This is a genomic window from Neorhizobium sp. NCHU2750 (assembly GCF_003597675.1).
Classification (GTDB): Bacteria; Pseudomonadota; Alphaproteobacteria; order Rhizobiales; family Rhizobiaceae; genus Neorhizobium.
On record NZ_CP030827.1, the window covers coordinates 3,353,994 to 3,368,529 of the forward strand.

12 protein-coding genes are annotated in these 14,536 nt (G+C 61.7%); 2 read left to right on the forward strand and 10 right to left on the reverse strand.

Features of this window, described 5'->3' with window-relative positions; translation table 11 throughout:
• Positions 1–16 precede the first annotated feature (16 nt).
• The 4 genes from NCHU2750_RS16275 to NCHU2750_RS16290 all read right to left on the reverse strand — a co-directional run bounded on the left by NCHU2750_RS16275 (position 17) and on the right by NCHU2750_RS16290 (position 5,151).
• Entirely contained in the window at positions 17–1,723 is a 1,707-nt protein-coding gene (locus NCHU2750_RS16275; RefSeq protein WP_119941469.1) for an ABC transporter ATP-binding protein, read from the reverse strand.
• Positions 1,724–1,726: 3 nt separating this feature from the next.
• A complete protein-coding gene (locus NCHU2750_RS16280) occupies positions 1,727–2,566 on the reverse strand; it encodes an ABC transporter permease (RefSeq protein ID WP_119941470.1) in 840 nt (279 codons plus the stop codon).
• Positions 2,563–3,534 carry an ABC transporter permease gene (locus NCHU2750_RS16285; RefSeq protein ID WP_119941471.1) on the reverse strand — a complete coding sequence of 324 codons (972 nt, stop codon included), beginning with the start codon at positions 3,532–3,534 and terminating at the stop codon, positions 2,563–2,565. Before NCHU2750_RS16285 ends, NCHU2750_RS16280 begins: the two co-directional genes overlap by 4 nt.
• A 69-nt stretch (positions 3,535–3,603) precedes the next feature.
• Entirely contained in the window at positions 3,604–5,151 is a 1,548-nt protein-coding gene (locus tag NCHU2750_RS16290; protein WP_119941472.1) for an ABC transporter substrate-binding protein, read from the reverse strand.
• A gap of 247 nt (positions 5,152–5,398) precedes the next feature.
• Between NCHU2750_RS16290 and NCHU2750_RS16295 the strand changes: the two genes are divergently transcribed.
• On the forward strand, positions 5,399–6,346 hold the full coding sequence (locus NCHU2750_RS16295) for a 2-hydroxyacid dehydrogenase (RefSeq protein WP_245480268.1): 948 nt from the start codon (positions 5,399–5,401) through the stop codon (positions 6,344–6,346).
• Here the strand turns inward: NCHU2750_RS16295 and NCHU2750_RS16300 are convergent.
• From NCHU2750_RS16300 to NCHU2750_RS16325, 6 genes are all read right to left on the reverse strand, one after another.
• A complete protein-coding gene (locus tag NCHU2750_RS16300) occupies positions 6,340–7,086 on the reverse strand; it encodes a GntR family transcriptional regulator (protein WP_245480269.1) in 747 nt (248 codons plus the stop codon). The genes NCHU2750_RS16295 and NCHU2750_RS16300 overlap by 7 nt on opposite strands.
• Before the next feature lie 206 nt (positions 7,087–7,292).
• Positions 7,293–8,078, reverse strand: a complete 786-nt coding sequence (locus NCHU2750_RS16305) for an ABC transporter permease (RefSeq protein WP_119941474.1) — start codon at positions 8,076–8,078, stop codon at positions 7,293–7,295.
• Entirely contained in the window at positions 8,078–9,259 is a 1,182-nt protein-coding gene (locus NCHU2750_RS16310) for an ABC transporter permease (protein ID WP_119941475.1), read from the reverse strand. Before NCHU2750_RS16310 ends, NCHU2750_RS16305 begins: the two co-directional genes overlap by 1 nt.
• A complete protein-coding gene (locus NCHU2750_RS16315; protein ID WP_119941476.1) occupies positions 9,256–10,335 on the reverse strand; it encodes an ABC transporter ATP-binding protein in 1,080 nt (359 codons plus the stop codon). The genes NCHU2750_RS16310 and NCHU2750_RS16315 overlap by 4 nt, the downstream gene beginning before the upstream one ends.
• Positions 10,336–10,471: 136 nt before the next feature.
• Positions 10,472–11,524 (reverse strand): polyamine ABC transporter substrate-binding protein, encoded by a 1,053-nt coding sequence (locus tag NCHU2750_RS16320; protein WP_119941477.1) that lies wholly within the window; start codon positions 11,522–11,524, stop codon positions 10,472–10,474.
• A 117-nt stretch (positions 11,525–11,641) separates the two neighbouring features.
• The gene (locus NCHU2750_RS16325; protein ID WP_119941478.1) at positions 11,642–12,361 is read right to left on the reverse strand and encodes an SDR family NAD(P)-dependent oxidoreductase; all 720 of its coding nucleotides are present in this window, start codon (positions 12,359–12,361) and stop codon (positions 11,642–11,644) included.
• Positions 12,362–12,663: 302 nt separating this feature from the next.
• Here NCHU2750_RS16325 and NCHU2750_RS16330 point away from each other — a divergent pair, with 302 nt between their 5' ends.
• Positions 12,664–14,529 (forward strand): adenine deaminase, encoded by a 1,866-nt coding sequence (locus NCHU2750_RS16330; protein ID WP_119941479.1) that lies wholly within the window; start codon positions 12,664–12,666, stop codon positions 14,527–14,529.
• Positions 14,530–14,536 lie beyond the last annotated feature (7 nt).

Below are 14,536 nucleotides of genomic sequence, written 5' to 3' on the forward strand. Positions count from 1 at the left end.
TTGGTGTCCAACGGCCTCAGGCCGTCATCAGCGCTTCCTTTGCCCGACCGGGAATGGCCTCGATCAGGCTCTTCGTATAGGCATGCTTAGGGGTATCGAAGATTTCGCTTCCGGTACCGAGTTCGACGACTTCTCCCTTCTGCATCACCATCACGCGGTCGCAGATCTTGGCTGCAACACGCAGGTCATGGGTGATGAAGACGAGCGAGAGGTTGAGGTCCTTCTTCAACTGGCCGAGCAGTTCCAGCACCTGCGCCTGGATCGATACGTCGAGGGCGGAAACGGCCTCGTCGGCGATGATGATCTCGGGTTCGAGCGCCAGCGCGCGGGCAATGCCGATACGCTGCCGCTGGCCACCGGAAAACTCGTGAGGGAAGCGATTGGTGCCCTTCGGATCGAGCCCGACCATCTCCATCAGTTCGCCGGCGCGGGCCAAGGCCTTCTTTTCATCCTCGCCATAGGCGATCGGTCCCGACGCGATGATGCGCCCGACCTTTTCGCGTGGATTGAGCGACGAATAGGGATCCTGGAAGATCATCTGCATGCGGCGGCGCATGGCGCGCAGTTCAGCACCCTTCAGATGCGCCATGTCCTGCCCGCCGAGCAGCACGCGACCGCTGTCGGGATCCTGCAGCCGCACGAGGCAGCGGCCGACCGATGACTTGCCCGAGCCGCTTTCTCCGACGATGCCGAGCGTCTCGCCCCGACCGAGCGTGAACGAAACCTCCTTGACCGCATGGACTTCGCGGGCCTTGGAAAACATTCCGCCACCCATCCGGTAGGTCTTGGTCAGTTTCTCGACGGCCAACAGGGGCTCGCTGACGACGACGCGCGCGACACCTTCACCGGCGCGCGGGATCGCCGCGATCAGCTTCCTCGTATAGGGATGCTGCGGCGAAAACAGCACTTCTTCCGCCGTTCCCTGCTCGACGATACGCCCAAGCTGCATCACCGTCACATAGTCGGCAATCTCGGCTACGACGCCGAAATCGTGGGTGATGAACATCACCGCCATGTTGCGCTCCTTCTGGAGCTTGGCGATGAGTTTCAGGATCTGCGCCTGCGTCGTCACGTCAAGTGCCGTGGTCGGCTCGTCGGCAATCAGCACTTCCGGTTCGAGCGTAAGTGCCATGGCGATCATCACGCGCTGGCGCTGGCCGCCGGAAAGCTGGAACGGATAGCTGGCGGCCGCCCGTGGCGGATCGGGAAGGCCGACCTCGGTCAGAAGCTGCAAGGCCTTCTCCCTGCGCTCCTTCGGGGTGAGCAGGCCATGCGCCTCGAACACTTCCTCGATCTGCGCCGAAACCTTCATCAGCGGGTTGAGCGCCGACATCGGCTCCTGGAAGATCATCGCCACCCGGCGTCCGCGAATGCCGTAAAGAGCATCCTGCGGCAGCGTCACGAGATCGGTCTTGTCGAGCAGGATGCGCCCCTGTGCGACGCGCACCGTATCCGGCAAAAGGCCCATCAGCGCATTGGCCGACATCGACTTGCCTGAGCCGCTTTCCCCCACAACGCAGAGCATTTCGCCGGGGAAGAGCTTGAAGGAGACACGGTCCACCGCATAGGGCCGGTCGGCGCCTTCGGGAAGCGCGATGCTGAGCCTGTCGATGAAGACGACCGGTTCGCCCCGGCCCTCCTCGTTGAGCGCACCCGGATGAACCACGGCCGCGGGCACGGTATCGTCGCTGACGGCGGCATTCGTTGCTGTATTGTCTGCCATGGTCTACTTCCCCTTGCGTGCAAGGCGCGGATTGAGGGCGTCGTTGAGCCCTTCGCCGACGAGATTGAGCGCGAGTACGGTGAGCAGGATCGCAAGCCCCGGGAAGAAGCTGACCCACCATGCCTGACGGATCACCGTGCGGCCGGCACCGATGATATAGCCCCAGGACATCACGTTGGCGTCGCCGAGCCCCAGGAAGGAGAGCGAGCTTTCGATCAGGATCGCCGCGGCCACCATCATCGAGGCAAGCACGATGATCGGCGACAGCGTATTGGGCAGGATCTGACGCCAGATGATCGTCGCATGCGTCTGCCCCGAAAGCACGGCGGCCTCGACGAATTCACGGGAGCGCAGCGACATCACCTCGCCGCGCAGCAGGCGGGCAACCGGCGGCCAGGAAACGACCGCGATCGAGATGACGATCGAATAGATGCTGGGCTGGAATATCGCCACCAGAACCACCGCCAGCGCAAAGCTCGGCACGCTCTGGAAGAATTCGGTGAAGCGCATCAGGACGTCATCCACCCAGCCGCCGAAATAGCCGGCAATGGCCCCGATCGGGATACCGATCAGAAGCGAGACGACCGTGGAAACGAGGCCGATCAGAAGCGAGACGCGGGCGCCATGGGCCAGCCCCGATGCAAGATCGCGGCCCATCGGATCGGTACCGAGCACGAAGGCATCCATGGTGAATGGCGGAAGGAACGGCCGCTGCACCATCGCCCAGGGCGACTTGGGATAGAGGAACGGCGCGACGATCGACAGAATGACGACGAGCAGCAGAATGATCAGGCCGATGACGGCGCCGCGATTCTGCGAAAAGCGTTTCCAGAAATCCTTCATGACGACACCTTGATGCGCGGATCGACGAGGCGGTAAAGCACGTCGGTGATGAGGTTGAACAACAGAACCATCGCGGCCGAGACGACGAACACGCCGAGCAGCAGGTTGTAGTCGCGCTGCGACAGGGCATCGAACATCAGGCGGCCGATGCCCGGCCATGCGAACACGGTCTCGATCAGCACGGCACCGCCGACCAGTTGGCCCGCCTGCAGGCCGGCAAGGGTGACGACCGGCAAGAGCGCATTGCGCAGCACATGCCGGCGCTGGATGACGCCCGGACGCAGGCCCTTGGCCTTGGCCGTCTTGACGAAATCGAGCCGGCCGACCTCGAGCATCGAGGCACGGGTCATGCGGGCATAGACGGCCATGAAGAACAGGCCGAGCGTCATCGCCGGCAGGATCAGGTGCTTGAAGATATCGAGCGCCCGCCAGATGCCGGTATAGCCGGCGCCGACCGTTTCATAACCGAAGCCGGGTAGCCAGCCGAGCTCGACGGAGAACAGAAGCACAGCCATCAGCGCAAGCCAGAACAGCGGCGTCGCATAGAAGACGAGGGCAACGAGCGAGATGATCGTGTCGGCCCATTTGCCCTGGCGGGCCGAGGCGAAGGCACCGGCAAGCACGCCGAGCCCGAGAGAGATGATGAAGGCCGAAAGCGACAGGATGAGTGTTGCCGGCAGCCGGTCGGTAATCAGCTGCAGAACCGGCAGCTGCTGGCGGTAGGAATAGCCGAGGTCGAGCCGCAGCACGGAGGATACATAGACCCAGAGCTGGACATAGAGCGGCTGGTCGAGGCCGAAGCGCTCTCTGAGCTGTTGCAGGAAGGCAGCGTCGCTGTCGCCCGCTTCACCCGCCATGACCGCCGCCGGATCGCCCGGCGCTGCATGGATGAGGAAGAAATTGAGCACAGTGATGCAGATCAGGATCACGACTGCCTTCAGCAGCCGGCCCGAGATGAATCTCAGCATAGGATAGCCCCGACTAGATTTTGAGGTCCACGGTGGGCCAGGCGGGGAAGATCCCCGCCTGATTGGGATTTACTTCTTGATCCACGCGTCGCGCATGGATTCCGGCAGGCCGGATGCGGTGGTCACGATGTCCTGGACCTTGCAGTTGTAGATCGTCGGGAAGCCGAGCTCGAGCAGCCAGGCGACCGGTACGTCCTGCTGCAGCGTCTTCTGCGCCTGATCGTAGAGTTCCTGACGCTTTGCTGCCGGGTAGGCAACCGCAGCCTGATCGAACAGCTTGTCGAGTTCCGGGTTGGAATAGCCCTCGACATTGTTGAACGGATTGCCCTTGGCGATCTGCGAGGTCTTGTAGTTGCGGTCGACGCCGATGGCCGGGTCGCCGTTCTGGTAAAGATAGGTGAAGGCGATATCGTAGTCCCAGTTGGCCGTGCGCTGGTTCCAGCCGGCAACGTCGGTGGATTCGATCTCGACCGGGATGCCGACATCGCCGAGGTTTTGCTTGACGGCTTCCGCCCAGCGCTGCCAGGTTTCGCCATAGGGCAGCGGCAGAAGCTTAAGCGGCTTGCCGTCATAGCCGATTTCCTTCAGGAGCGCCTTGGCCTTGGCCGGATCATGCGCATAGGTCGGCTCGACATTCTTGTAGAACGGCAGCTTCGACGACATAGGACCGGTAGCCACCTTGCCGTAGCCGTTCCACAGCACGTCGCGGGCAAAATCGCGATCGAGCGCATACATGATCGCCTGGCGGAACTTCACATTGTCCATCGGCGGCTTGCGGTTGTTGAGCCACAGCCAGGAGAGCGGGGCGAAATATTCCCAGCCCTTTTCGGTCGTGCAGGTATTGGGCAGATCCTTCAACCGCGGAATGTCGAAATTCTCGACCGAACCGCCGGGCAGCACGTCGACATTGCCGTTCTCGAAGGCGACCGAACGCGATGCGGCATCCGGGATCACCTGGTAGTAGAGCTCGTCGAGATAGGGCTTGCCCTTGATGTAATAGTCCGGGTTCTTGACCAGGTGGATATAGCTACCCTTCTTCCACTCGGCGAACTTGAACGGGCCGGTGCCGATCGGCTTCTCGTTGGCCGGATTGGTCGCATAGTCCGTGCCTTCATAGATATGCTTCGGCACGATCGGCATCGTGTAGAAGGACAGGCCGCGGATGAAGGCCTCGAAAGGCTCCTTCAGCTTGAACACGACCGTCTTGTCGTCGGGCGCGGTGACGCTTTCCACATGAGTCATCAGGTTGCGATGGCGCGGCTGCATCTTGACCAGGAAGTCGTTGACCGAAAACAGCACGTCGGCCGAGGTCATCGGCTGGCCATCGTGCCACTTCACGCCATCCTGCAGCGTGAACGTATAGGTCAGGCCGTCATCGGAAATCGTCCAGGACTTGGCCAGCGACGGCTCCGGCTTGAGGTTTTCGTCGTAGCGCAGCAGGCTCTCGTAGATGTTTCCGCCGACGAGAAGAGCGGGGCCGTTGGTGGTGATGCCGATCATGATGCTCGGCGGTTCCGGCTGCACGATCAGGTTCAGCTTTCCACCCGGCACGGCCTGGGCGAACGCCGCCGATGCGGTGAGAAATAGGGCTAGGGATGCAGAAAGCAGTCGTCGCATGGAGTTCCCCTTAATGGATTTTCGTTTGCTTGCAGACGTCACTTCGAGATCACATCGGAACAACAATATACCGATATATCGATACGCCATCTTGACTCCGGCCCTTGCCGCCTGTCAAGCAAGGCAGACGATTTTTTGCATAAAACTTAAACGGGAACCGATGCAGCCTAAAAAATAGCCATATGCAGAAAATGAGGACGCGACTACGATCAAGCGGAAAAAAAGGATGCCTTCGGGAATGGAGTTCATGTCGAATAAACAAGCGAAAACACCCCATATCGCCCTTATCAGCAGCACGCTTGATATGAGCTTCATGAAGGTTGCATTCGAGAAATCCGCTCTCGACGTCCGCCTGAGCATCTATCCTGATGAGGATTTCCACGCGGCCGATGTCGCCGTGGCGTGGAATGCACCGCATGGCGTGATGGCATCGATGCCCAACCTTAAGCTGGTTCACAGCATCGGCGCGGGTCTCGACAACATATTCGCCGACCCTCATCTGCCCGACGTTCCTGTCTGCCGCGTGGTCGACAGCGAACACGCGCTCGGCATGGCGGAATATGCCATCTGGTCGGTGCTGCTGTTCCACCGCGAGATGGACCGCCACCTGCAGAACGTTGCCGAGCGGCGCTGGGAACGCCCGGACCAGATCTCCGCCCGCGACTATACCGTGGGCATCCTCGGATTCGGGACGATCGGCCTTACGGTAGCAAAGAGCCTGCGCGCGATGAACTACAATGTCCGGGGCTGGGCACGTTCCCCGAAGGAGGAAGCCGGCATCACCACCTATTCCGGTGCGGACCAGTTGACGGAGTTTCTCTCGGGCTGCGATGTCCTGATCTGCCTTCTGCCGCTCACGGCAGCCACCCGCGGCATCATCGACGCCGACCTGCTGTCGCAACTGCCCAGAGGCGCAGCCCTCGTCAACATGGGACGCGGTGAACATCTGGTCGAAGCCGACCTGCTTGCAGCGATCGACAGCGGACACCTGCGCGGTGCCGTTCTCGACGTCTTCCAGAAGGAACCGCTCGCGAAGGACAGCCCGCTCTGGGATCACCCGAAGGTCTTCGTCACCCCGCACATCGCCTCCATGCCCAATCCGAAGGACGTGGCAAGCCAGATCTTTGAGAACGCCACCCGGATCCTGAATGATCTGGAGCCGCTCAATCCCGGAGACCGCAACAGCGGCTACTGACGGCCGGGCGACAGCATGATGTCGACATTGGAAAGATCGAATCCCGGCTCCTCGACGATCAGGCCGGGCTCTTCGGCGATCACATATTCGACCACTTTCGCAGTGTCGTCCAGGTGCTGCCGCATCAGGTCATAGGCCGCGTCCGCATCACCGGCGCGGATGGCGTCGTAGATTGCCCGATGCTCCTTCTCCACCTCGTCGAAGAAGCCGGATCGGGGAATGGCCCGCCGCCGCACCCGGTCCAGCTGGCCCGTCGCATTGTGGATGGTCTGCCACACATCGGGAAACCCGGCCATGGTGCAGAGCAGCCGGTGGAAATCGTTGTCGATCGAAAACGACTGGTCGTAATCCTGCCGCTTGGCCGCATTGCCCTGCAGGAACATCAGAAGGTCGAAATCCCGTTCATGCGCGGGATCGTAGACCCGCGCCGCAAGCCGGACCATGCGCAGTTCCAGGCTGGAGCGGATGAGATGTCCCTCGATCACGCCCCTCAACGAGATGCTGTTGACGAACGTGCCGCCGCTCGGCACCACATTGACGAGGCCCTCCTGCGCCAGCCGCAACACGGCCTCCCGCATCGGTGTACGCGACACGCCGAGCTCTGCGCAGGTCTCCTTCTCGCTGATCGTCGCGCCGGGCTCCATCCGCATGGTGATGATCCCATGCCGGATATAGTTATACGCCGTCTGTGCCTTGGGCTGGCCGGCATTGCTGGCCGGCAGAAAGTCGGACTGTTTCACGCTTCTGTCTATTCCTGCAGACTACTCCGACCCGTCGGGCCTGCCGCTATACCGATATATCGCCCTGTCCCTAGCCTCTTTCGCGGGCTTTGCAAGGAAATATCCTTTTGACAGCTGCAAAAGCCCAGCCTTGAGGGCTATGGCACCCTCAAGCGACGCCGCGAAGCCCGGCTGGCCCGGCGCGGCCGATCCGGGCAATGAAGCGCTTATCCGGCCGCAACTCCCCGCCGCCAGCGCACCAAAAGAACCATCGCGGCAATCAGCAGCGTGCCGAAGATGAACAGGAACGCAGCGGCAGCGATCGCCGGACTGATATTGTCGCGGATGGTGGAAAACATCTGCCGCGCCAGCGTTCTTTGGTTGGGGCCGGCGACGAAAAGCGTCAACACGACCTCGTCGAGCGAAGTGGCGAAGGCCAGCACAGCACCGGTCAGAATGCCCGGCATGGCAAGCGGCAGGGTCACCCGGCTGAAAACCTTGCGGGGCGACGCGCCGAGGCTGGACGCCGCCAGTTCCACTCTTCGATCGATCCCGGCGAGAGATCCGGAGACACTGACGATCACGAACGGCACCGAGATGACCGTATGGGCGATAATCACGGCCAGATAGGTGTTCGACAGCCCGATCCTGGCAAGCAGGATCTGCATGCCGATGCCGAGCACCACGGCCGGCACCACCATGGGCAGCAAGAACAGGGTGCGGATGACGCCGCCGATGACCGGCAATCGGCGCCTTAGGCCCAGTGAGGCCAGCACGCCGAGCACGGCTGACAATATCGTCGTCCCGCCGCCGACGATCAGACTGTTGATGATCGACCGCTGCCAGGCTGCTTCGGTGAACAACTGGATGAACCACCGGAACGAGAAGGATGGGATCGGATAGATGAGCAGCAGGCTGGAGGTGAAGGCCAGCGGCATCATGATCAGCAGCGGGATGATCAGGAAGGCGGCCATCAGCAGCCCAAATATCCATTGCAGGGCTTTTGCCGGCATCAGGCGCTCCTTTCCCGCGGGATCGTGAACCGCTCATAGACGGCATAGAGGATGATGGTCACGACCAGCAGGACGATGCCGAGCGCACTCGCCATGCCCCAGTTGCCGGAATTCTGGGCGTGAAAGGCGATGAACGAGCTGATCATCTGGTCGCCCGCACCACCGATCAGCGCCGGCGTGATATAGTAGCCGATCGCCGACATGAAGACGAGCAGCGACCCGGCGGCGATGCCGCTGAAACTCAGTGGCAGAAGCACCCTCACGAAAGCCCTCAGCGGATGAGCACCAAGCGAGGCGGCCGCCGGCATCAGGTTCTTCGGGATGGTCAGAAGCACACTGTAAATCGGCAGGACCATCATCGGCAGTGACACATGCGTCATCGCAATGATCACGCCGGTGCGGTTGAAGATCAGCGCCAAAGGGTTGGAGATGATGTTGAGGGCCATCAGGGCCTCATTGATCAGCCCCTTTTCCTGAAGCAGGATGAACCAGGCCGCGGTGCGCACCAGCAGCGACGTCCAGAGAGGCAGCAGCACGGCAGCAAGCAATGCCTGCTTCTTCCAGCCGGTCGCGATGGTGATCAGCAACGCATAAGGATAGCCGAGCAGCACGCAGACGATCGTCACGCTTGCGGAAATCCAGAAAGTTCGTTCGAAAATCGCGACATTGATCGTCTGCTCCGGCGGCTGCTTGACGATGTCGCCGGCATCGTTCCGCGTCAGGTCGACAGCCGCCAGAAGATATCGGTCCGTCGTTGGAGACAAGGCATCGGTGATCGCCTTCCAATATTGCGGCTGGCTCCATTTCCGGTCGAGCTTGATCAGGTCGACCGGATCAGATGGGTTTTCCTGCACCGCCTTCAATGTCTTGCTCATCAGCGTCCGGAACCCCGACTGGGCGCTGTTGAGACGGCGAACCATGTCGCCGACAGCCTGTTCGTCGGTCGCAGCGCGCAGGTCGGCAACAAAGGCCGCCTGAAGTTCGGGCGCGGGCGCGTCTTCTCCGGTCCATGAAGATGCCACCTTGGCCGTCTGCGGCAACAACCGTGCCACCGCATCGTCCGAAACGGATTGGGTCAGCACCGTCGCCAGCGGCCAGATGAAGAAAAGACAAATGAACAGGAAGAGCGGTGCGACGAGCAGCATTGGCCCGCCTTTCTGCAGCAAGCGACTGGCTTTCATGGTGCGATCACCCTGCAGTCCTCGGGGCTGAACAATGCAGTGACCGCAGCGCCACGACTCGGCTCGGGCGATTTGCGATCAAGCCGCGCCACATAGGAAGCACCACCCGGCCCGGAAAGCTGCACCCTCAGGTGATCACCCTGGTAGACGCAATCGTCCACCGTGGCGGCAATCATATTGCCCTGCCCGACAGATGCGGAACCTTCGACCAGTGCCAACCGCTCCGGTCGAACCGACACCGAGACGCCCTGCCCGATGGCAAGCCCTTGAGCGCCGGCAACCCGGACGAGATCCCCGCCCTTCAGCCGGATGGCGGCCGAGGTCGGATCCGGCGTCTCGACAATACCGTCGATCAGGTTCGTCTCGCCGATGAATTCCGCCACGAACCGGGTCGCCGGTTCGTCATAGACCTGCCGCGGCGTGCCGATCTGTTCGATCTTGCCTTTGTTGAACACGGCAATGCGATCAGACATCGTCAGTGCCTCACCCTGGTCGTGGGTCACGAACACGATCGTCAGCCCAAGCCGTTGATGAAGCGCGCGGATATCGAACTGCATCTGTTCGCGCAGGTTCTTGTCGAGCGCCCCGAGCGGCTCGTCCATCAAGACCACCCGAGGCTCGAATACCAGCGCCCGCGCCAGCGCCACGCGCTGCTGCTGGCCACCGGAAAGCTGCGACGGTTTGCGCTCGGACAATGCACCGAGCTGGACCATGTCCAGCGCCTTCCCGACACGCTCGGCGATTTCGCTCTTCGACATACCGCGCATCTGCAGCGGAAAGGCGACATTCGCACCGATCGTCATGTGTGGAAACAGTGCGTAGTTCTGGAACACGACACCCATGTCGCGCTTGTGGGATGGCACGTCGTTGACCCGGTAGCCATCGACGAGGATCTGGCCCTCGGTGGCAGTTTCAAAGCCCGCAAGCATCATCAGAAGCGTCGTCTTGCCCGATCCGGACGGCCCGAGAAGGCTGACGAACTCGCCCTTCTCGATATCCAGGCGGAGCTTGTCGACGACACAGTGCTGTCCGTAATATTTGCTGACGCCATCGAAGCGTATGCGGATTTCGGCCACGCCATTCCCCTTTTATCGTCGCTGGATACGGCTCCGCTGTCGGCCGCGGCGTCGAGCAGGCACGCATCCATTGTTCATCTCGGCTTGGAAGGGAGGCCATTTCCATGGCCTCCCGATTGCTGGAGAAATCGGCTTGTTACTGTGCCAGCCAGGCGTTGAAGCGGGCCGTCAGCGCTTCCGAATTGTCGATCCAGAAATCGACATTGAGCGGAATGGCAACCTTCAGGTTCTCCGGATTGGTCGGCAGGTTGGCATCGATTTCCGGCGGAATGGTTGCGGCCGCCTTCTTGTTGGGCATGCCGTAGTCGACCTTCAGCGGCAGCTTGGCCTGGTTCTCGGCCTGGCTTGCGAAGGCGATGAAGTCCATTGCCGCGTCCTTGTTCGCGGCGCCCTTGAGGATCACCCAGCTGTCGATCGCATACATGCTCTGCGGCCAGACGAGCTTGAAGTGCCGGCCTTCCGCCTTGTTGATGCCGGTGACGCGGCCGTTATAGACTGCCGCAAGCGTCACTTCGCCGGATGCGAGATATTGAACCGGCTGCGCGCCGGATTCCCACCAGACGATATTCGGCTTCAGTTCGTCGAGCTTCTTGAATGCGCGGTTGACGCCTTCCTCGGTCGACAGCACGTCATAGAGTTCCTCGGGCTTCACGCCATCGGCCAGAAGTGCGAATTCGAGATTGTACTTGGCACCCTTGCGCAGCGAGCGCTTGCCGGGGAACTTCTTGGTGTCCCAGAAATCGGCCCAGCTTTTCGGCCCATCCTTGATCTTGTCGCCATCATAGCCGATGGCCAGCGACCAGTAATAGACACCGGCGCCGCATTCGCTGACGGCTTGCGGCAGGAACTCGTCCTTGACGCCGATCTTGTTCCAGTCGAGCTTTTCATAAAGACCGTCGGCACAGCCGAGCGCCAGTTCTTCCGCTTCGACCTGCACCACGTCCCAGTTCGGCGCCCCCGCCTTCATCTTGGCCTGCAGCACGCCGTAGCCGCCATCCCAGCTTTCCTCGATGAAGGGTATGCCGGTCTTGGCCGAGAAGGGCTTGAAGTAGACGTCACTCTGGGCAGCCTGGGCCGTCCCGCCCCAGCCGACGATGGTCAGATCCCGCGCATTCGCCTGTCCCGAGACAAATGCTGCCGAGGCAAGCGCCAGCGCAGCGAAGGCTGCACCCTTGAAGAATTTCTGCATTTTGTTCCCCTGCTTTGGCCCCAGACACGTGTCCCGAGCCGGAAAGTTGCGACTATCCTTTCGTTTCCTCCGGAAAAGCGGGCAGTTGGCCTGCCTCTGTCTTTTGATCGGTCAACGTCAGACGTGCTGTCCGCCATTGATGTGGATTTCTGCGCCGTTGATGTAGGACGACTGGTCGGTGCAGAGGAAATAGATGGTCTTCGCCACTTCCGCCGTCGTTCCGAGCCGGCCCAACGGCACTTCGGCGCGCACCAGTTCATCGGTACCCGGCGACAGGATCGACGTAGCGATCTCCCCCGGCGCGATCGCATTGGCACGAATGCCGCGCGGCCCGAATTCATGGGCAAGCTCGCGCGTCAGCGCCGCCAGCCCGGCCTTGGATGCCGCATAGGCAACACCCGCGAAAGGGTGAACGCGCGATCCGGCGATCGAGGTGACGTTGACGATCGAGCCCTGCGCAGCCTCGAGTTCCGGCAGCAGCGCCCGTGCAAGGAGAGCGGTCGAGATGAGGTTGACATTCATCACCTTCATCCAGGTCTCGCCATCCGTATCCGCCACGCCGAGACGCGTGCCCCCTGCCCCCTTGGGCGAAATGCCGGCATTGTTCACCAGGGCGGCGAGCTTTCCCTCCGGCAGGCGCTGGCGCACCATCTCGGCCAGATCATCGATGCTGGAAAGGTCGGCAAGATCTGCCTGAATATGGCTCTCACGGGCCGAAGGCCAGCGGCATTCCTCGGAAAACGGCTGCCGCGATACCGTCAGAATGCGCCAGCCATGCTCCTGGAAAAGCTTGACCGTCGCATGGCCGATCCCACGACTGGCGCCGGTCAGAAGCATGAAAGGGGTGCTAACCAAATGGAATACTCCTGTAATGCTGCAAGCGTCAGAGCTCCGATATATCGGTATGTTACTGGCTCGAAATCGCTTTGCAAGCGCTTTTCGCACCTGCGAACGTTATCCCTTGAATAGCGACGGTTGCAGTTTCAATCGCGCCGCCAAACCGCGGTTCAAAGCTCACCAATTTGGCATATCCCTGATTGAGCGTGCAATTCAGTGACGTGCCAACACCGATTGACGGGCGTGTCTCACCGGCTATCACTTGGTAGGAATGATGAGCCGAATGCAATTCAGGAGACGATATGCCGGTGGCCTTCGACGATACCACCATCGACGCCGAAAACGAGGTGCGCATTCGCCAGCGCCTGACGCTGGTGGCGCTGGGAAGAGAAAAGGCGGATGTGGCGCTGCGGGTCGGCCGTCTGCTCGACACCGCCACCCGCACCTGGGCAGAGGACCAGGAAATCGTCATCAAGGATCGCCGCATCGCCTATGTCGGCCCCGCCGGAACCTATCCGGGCGAGGTCGGATACCGGGTTCACGAACCGGCTCTCTCCGCCATCCCCGGACTTGGGGAAGTCCACAAGCATATCGAAAGCTCGCACCTGACGCCCGAATGGGAGGCGGCCCTTGTGCTGCCGCGCGGCAATACCTGGACCTGCGAGGCAAGCCACGAATTCTCCAACGTCAATGGGGCAAAGACGCTGGAATTCTGGCTGAAGGCCCGCGAAGCCGGCTCCCCGTTGAAGATCTTCCCCCTGCCCGGCTCGGCCGTTCCGCCGACGGCCTACGAACATGGCGGCGGCTATTTTGGCTATGACGAGCAGAAGGCTTTCCTGCAGCAGAGCCTGATGACCGCGGGCCTCGACGAGGTGATGGACTGGCCGGCCGTCTGGAACCCGCAAAACCCGTCGCATGAACGCCTCTGGGGCATGATCCGCGCCACGTTCGAAAAGCGCGGCGTCGTCGAGGGCCATGCCGCCGGCATCCGCGACCTGCCCTCGATCAACGCCTTTGCCGCCGCCGGCCTTGCCTCGGATCACGAGGCCTGGACGGTCGAGGAATTCTGGGACAAGCTCACCCACGGCCTGTTCATGGAGCTTCGCGCCCATAGCCTGCCGGAGGTCATCAGGGGCCTCCTCGACCGCGGCCTTGCCGACTGGTCGCAGATCGCGCTCACCACCGACGACCGCTCCGCCTCCGATACGCTGAAGCTCGGCGCCACCGATTACAATGTCCGCCTGGCCATCGAGGCAGGTCTGGCCCCGGAAATCGCCATCCAGTGCGTTACCATCAATCCCGCCCGCCACATGCGCCTCACCCCCTGGGTCGGCTCGATCGCCCCCGGCCGCTATGCCGATATCGTGCTTCTGTCGGATGTCGAGAAATTCGAGATCGCCAAGGTCTGGGCCGATGGAAGGCAGGTTTCAGATGGCAAGACCTACCTGCCCGACGTGCCGAAGATCGACTGGCCGGACTGGGCGACGAAGACGATCAATATCGGCCGAGAACTCAACGCCGAAGACTTCGCCATCAGGGCTGAGCCGGGTAGAAAAACGATGACGGCCGCCGTGCTGCGCCCCTTCCACTGGGCCGACGATTTTCTGACTTTCGAGCTGCCGGTTAAAGAAGGTCTCGTTCAGCGCGACGAAAGCCGCAACATCACCAAATTCTCGATCATCGACCGCTTTTCCGGCAAGGCGGCGGTGTCGAAAATGTTCTGGCTCGGCTGCGGCCCCTCGACACCCGAGACCGCGCTCGCCTGTTCCATGGCCCATGACAAGCACAATATCTGGTGCGTCGGCTCGTCCGACGCGGCAATGGCGAAGGCCGTCAATGCCGTCGCGGACAATGATGGCGGCTGGGCGCTGGTGCGCGAGGGCAAGGTGGTTGCCCGCGTCCGCTACGAAGTGGCCGGCCTGATGAGCTGCCGCCCGGCGCAAGCGCTGCATGAAGAGATGCAGGCACTCTATGCCGAGGGTGAAAAGGTCGACTGGATGTATGAGCCGAGCTTCCATCCCCGCTGGTTTCCGGGCTTCCCCGAACGGCTCGCCTTCGCCACGCTGACCTGCGCCCCCTGGCGTTGGGTTCTGGTGGCACCGGGCGATCACGCCCCGCAGGGCCTCGTCAATGTCGCGACCGGCGCCACCCATCCGGTGGTTTTCTGAACGGAAC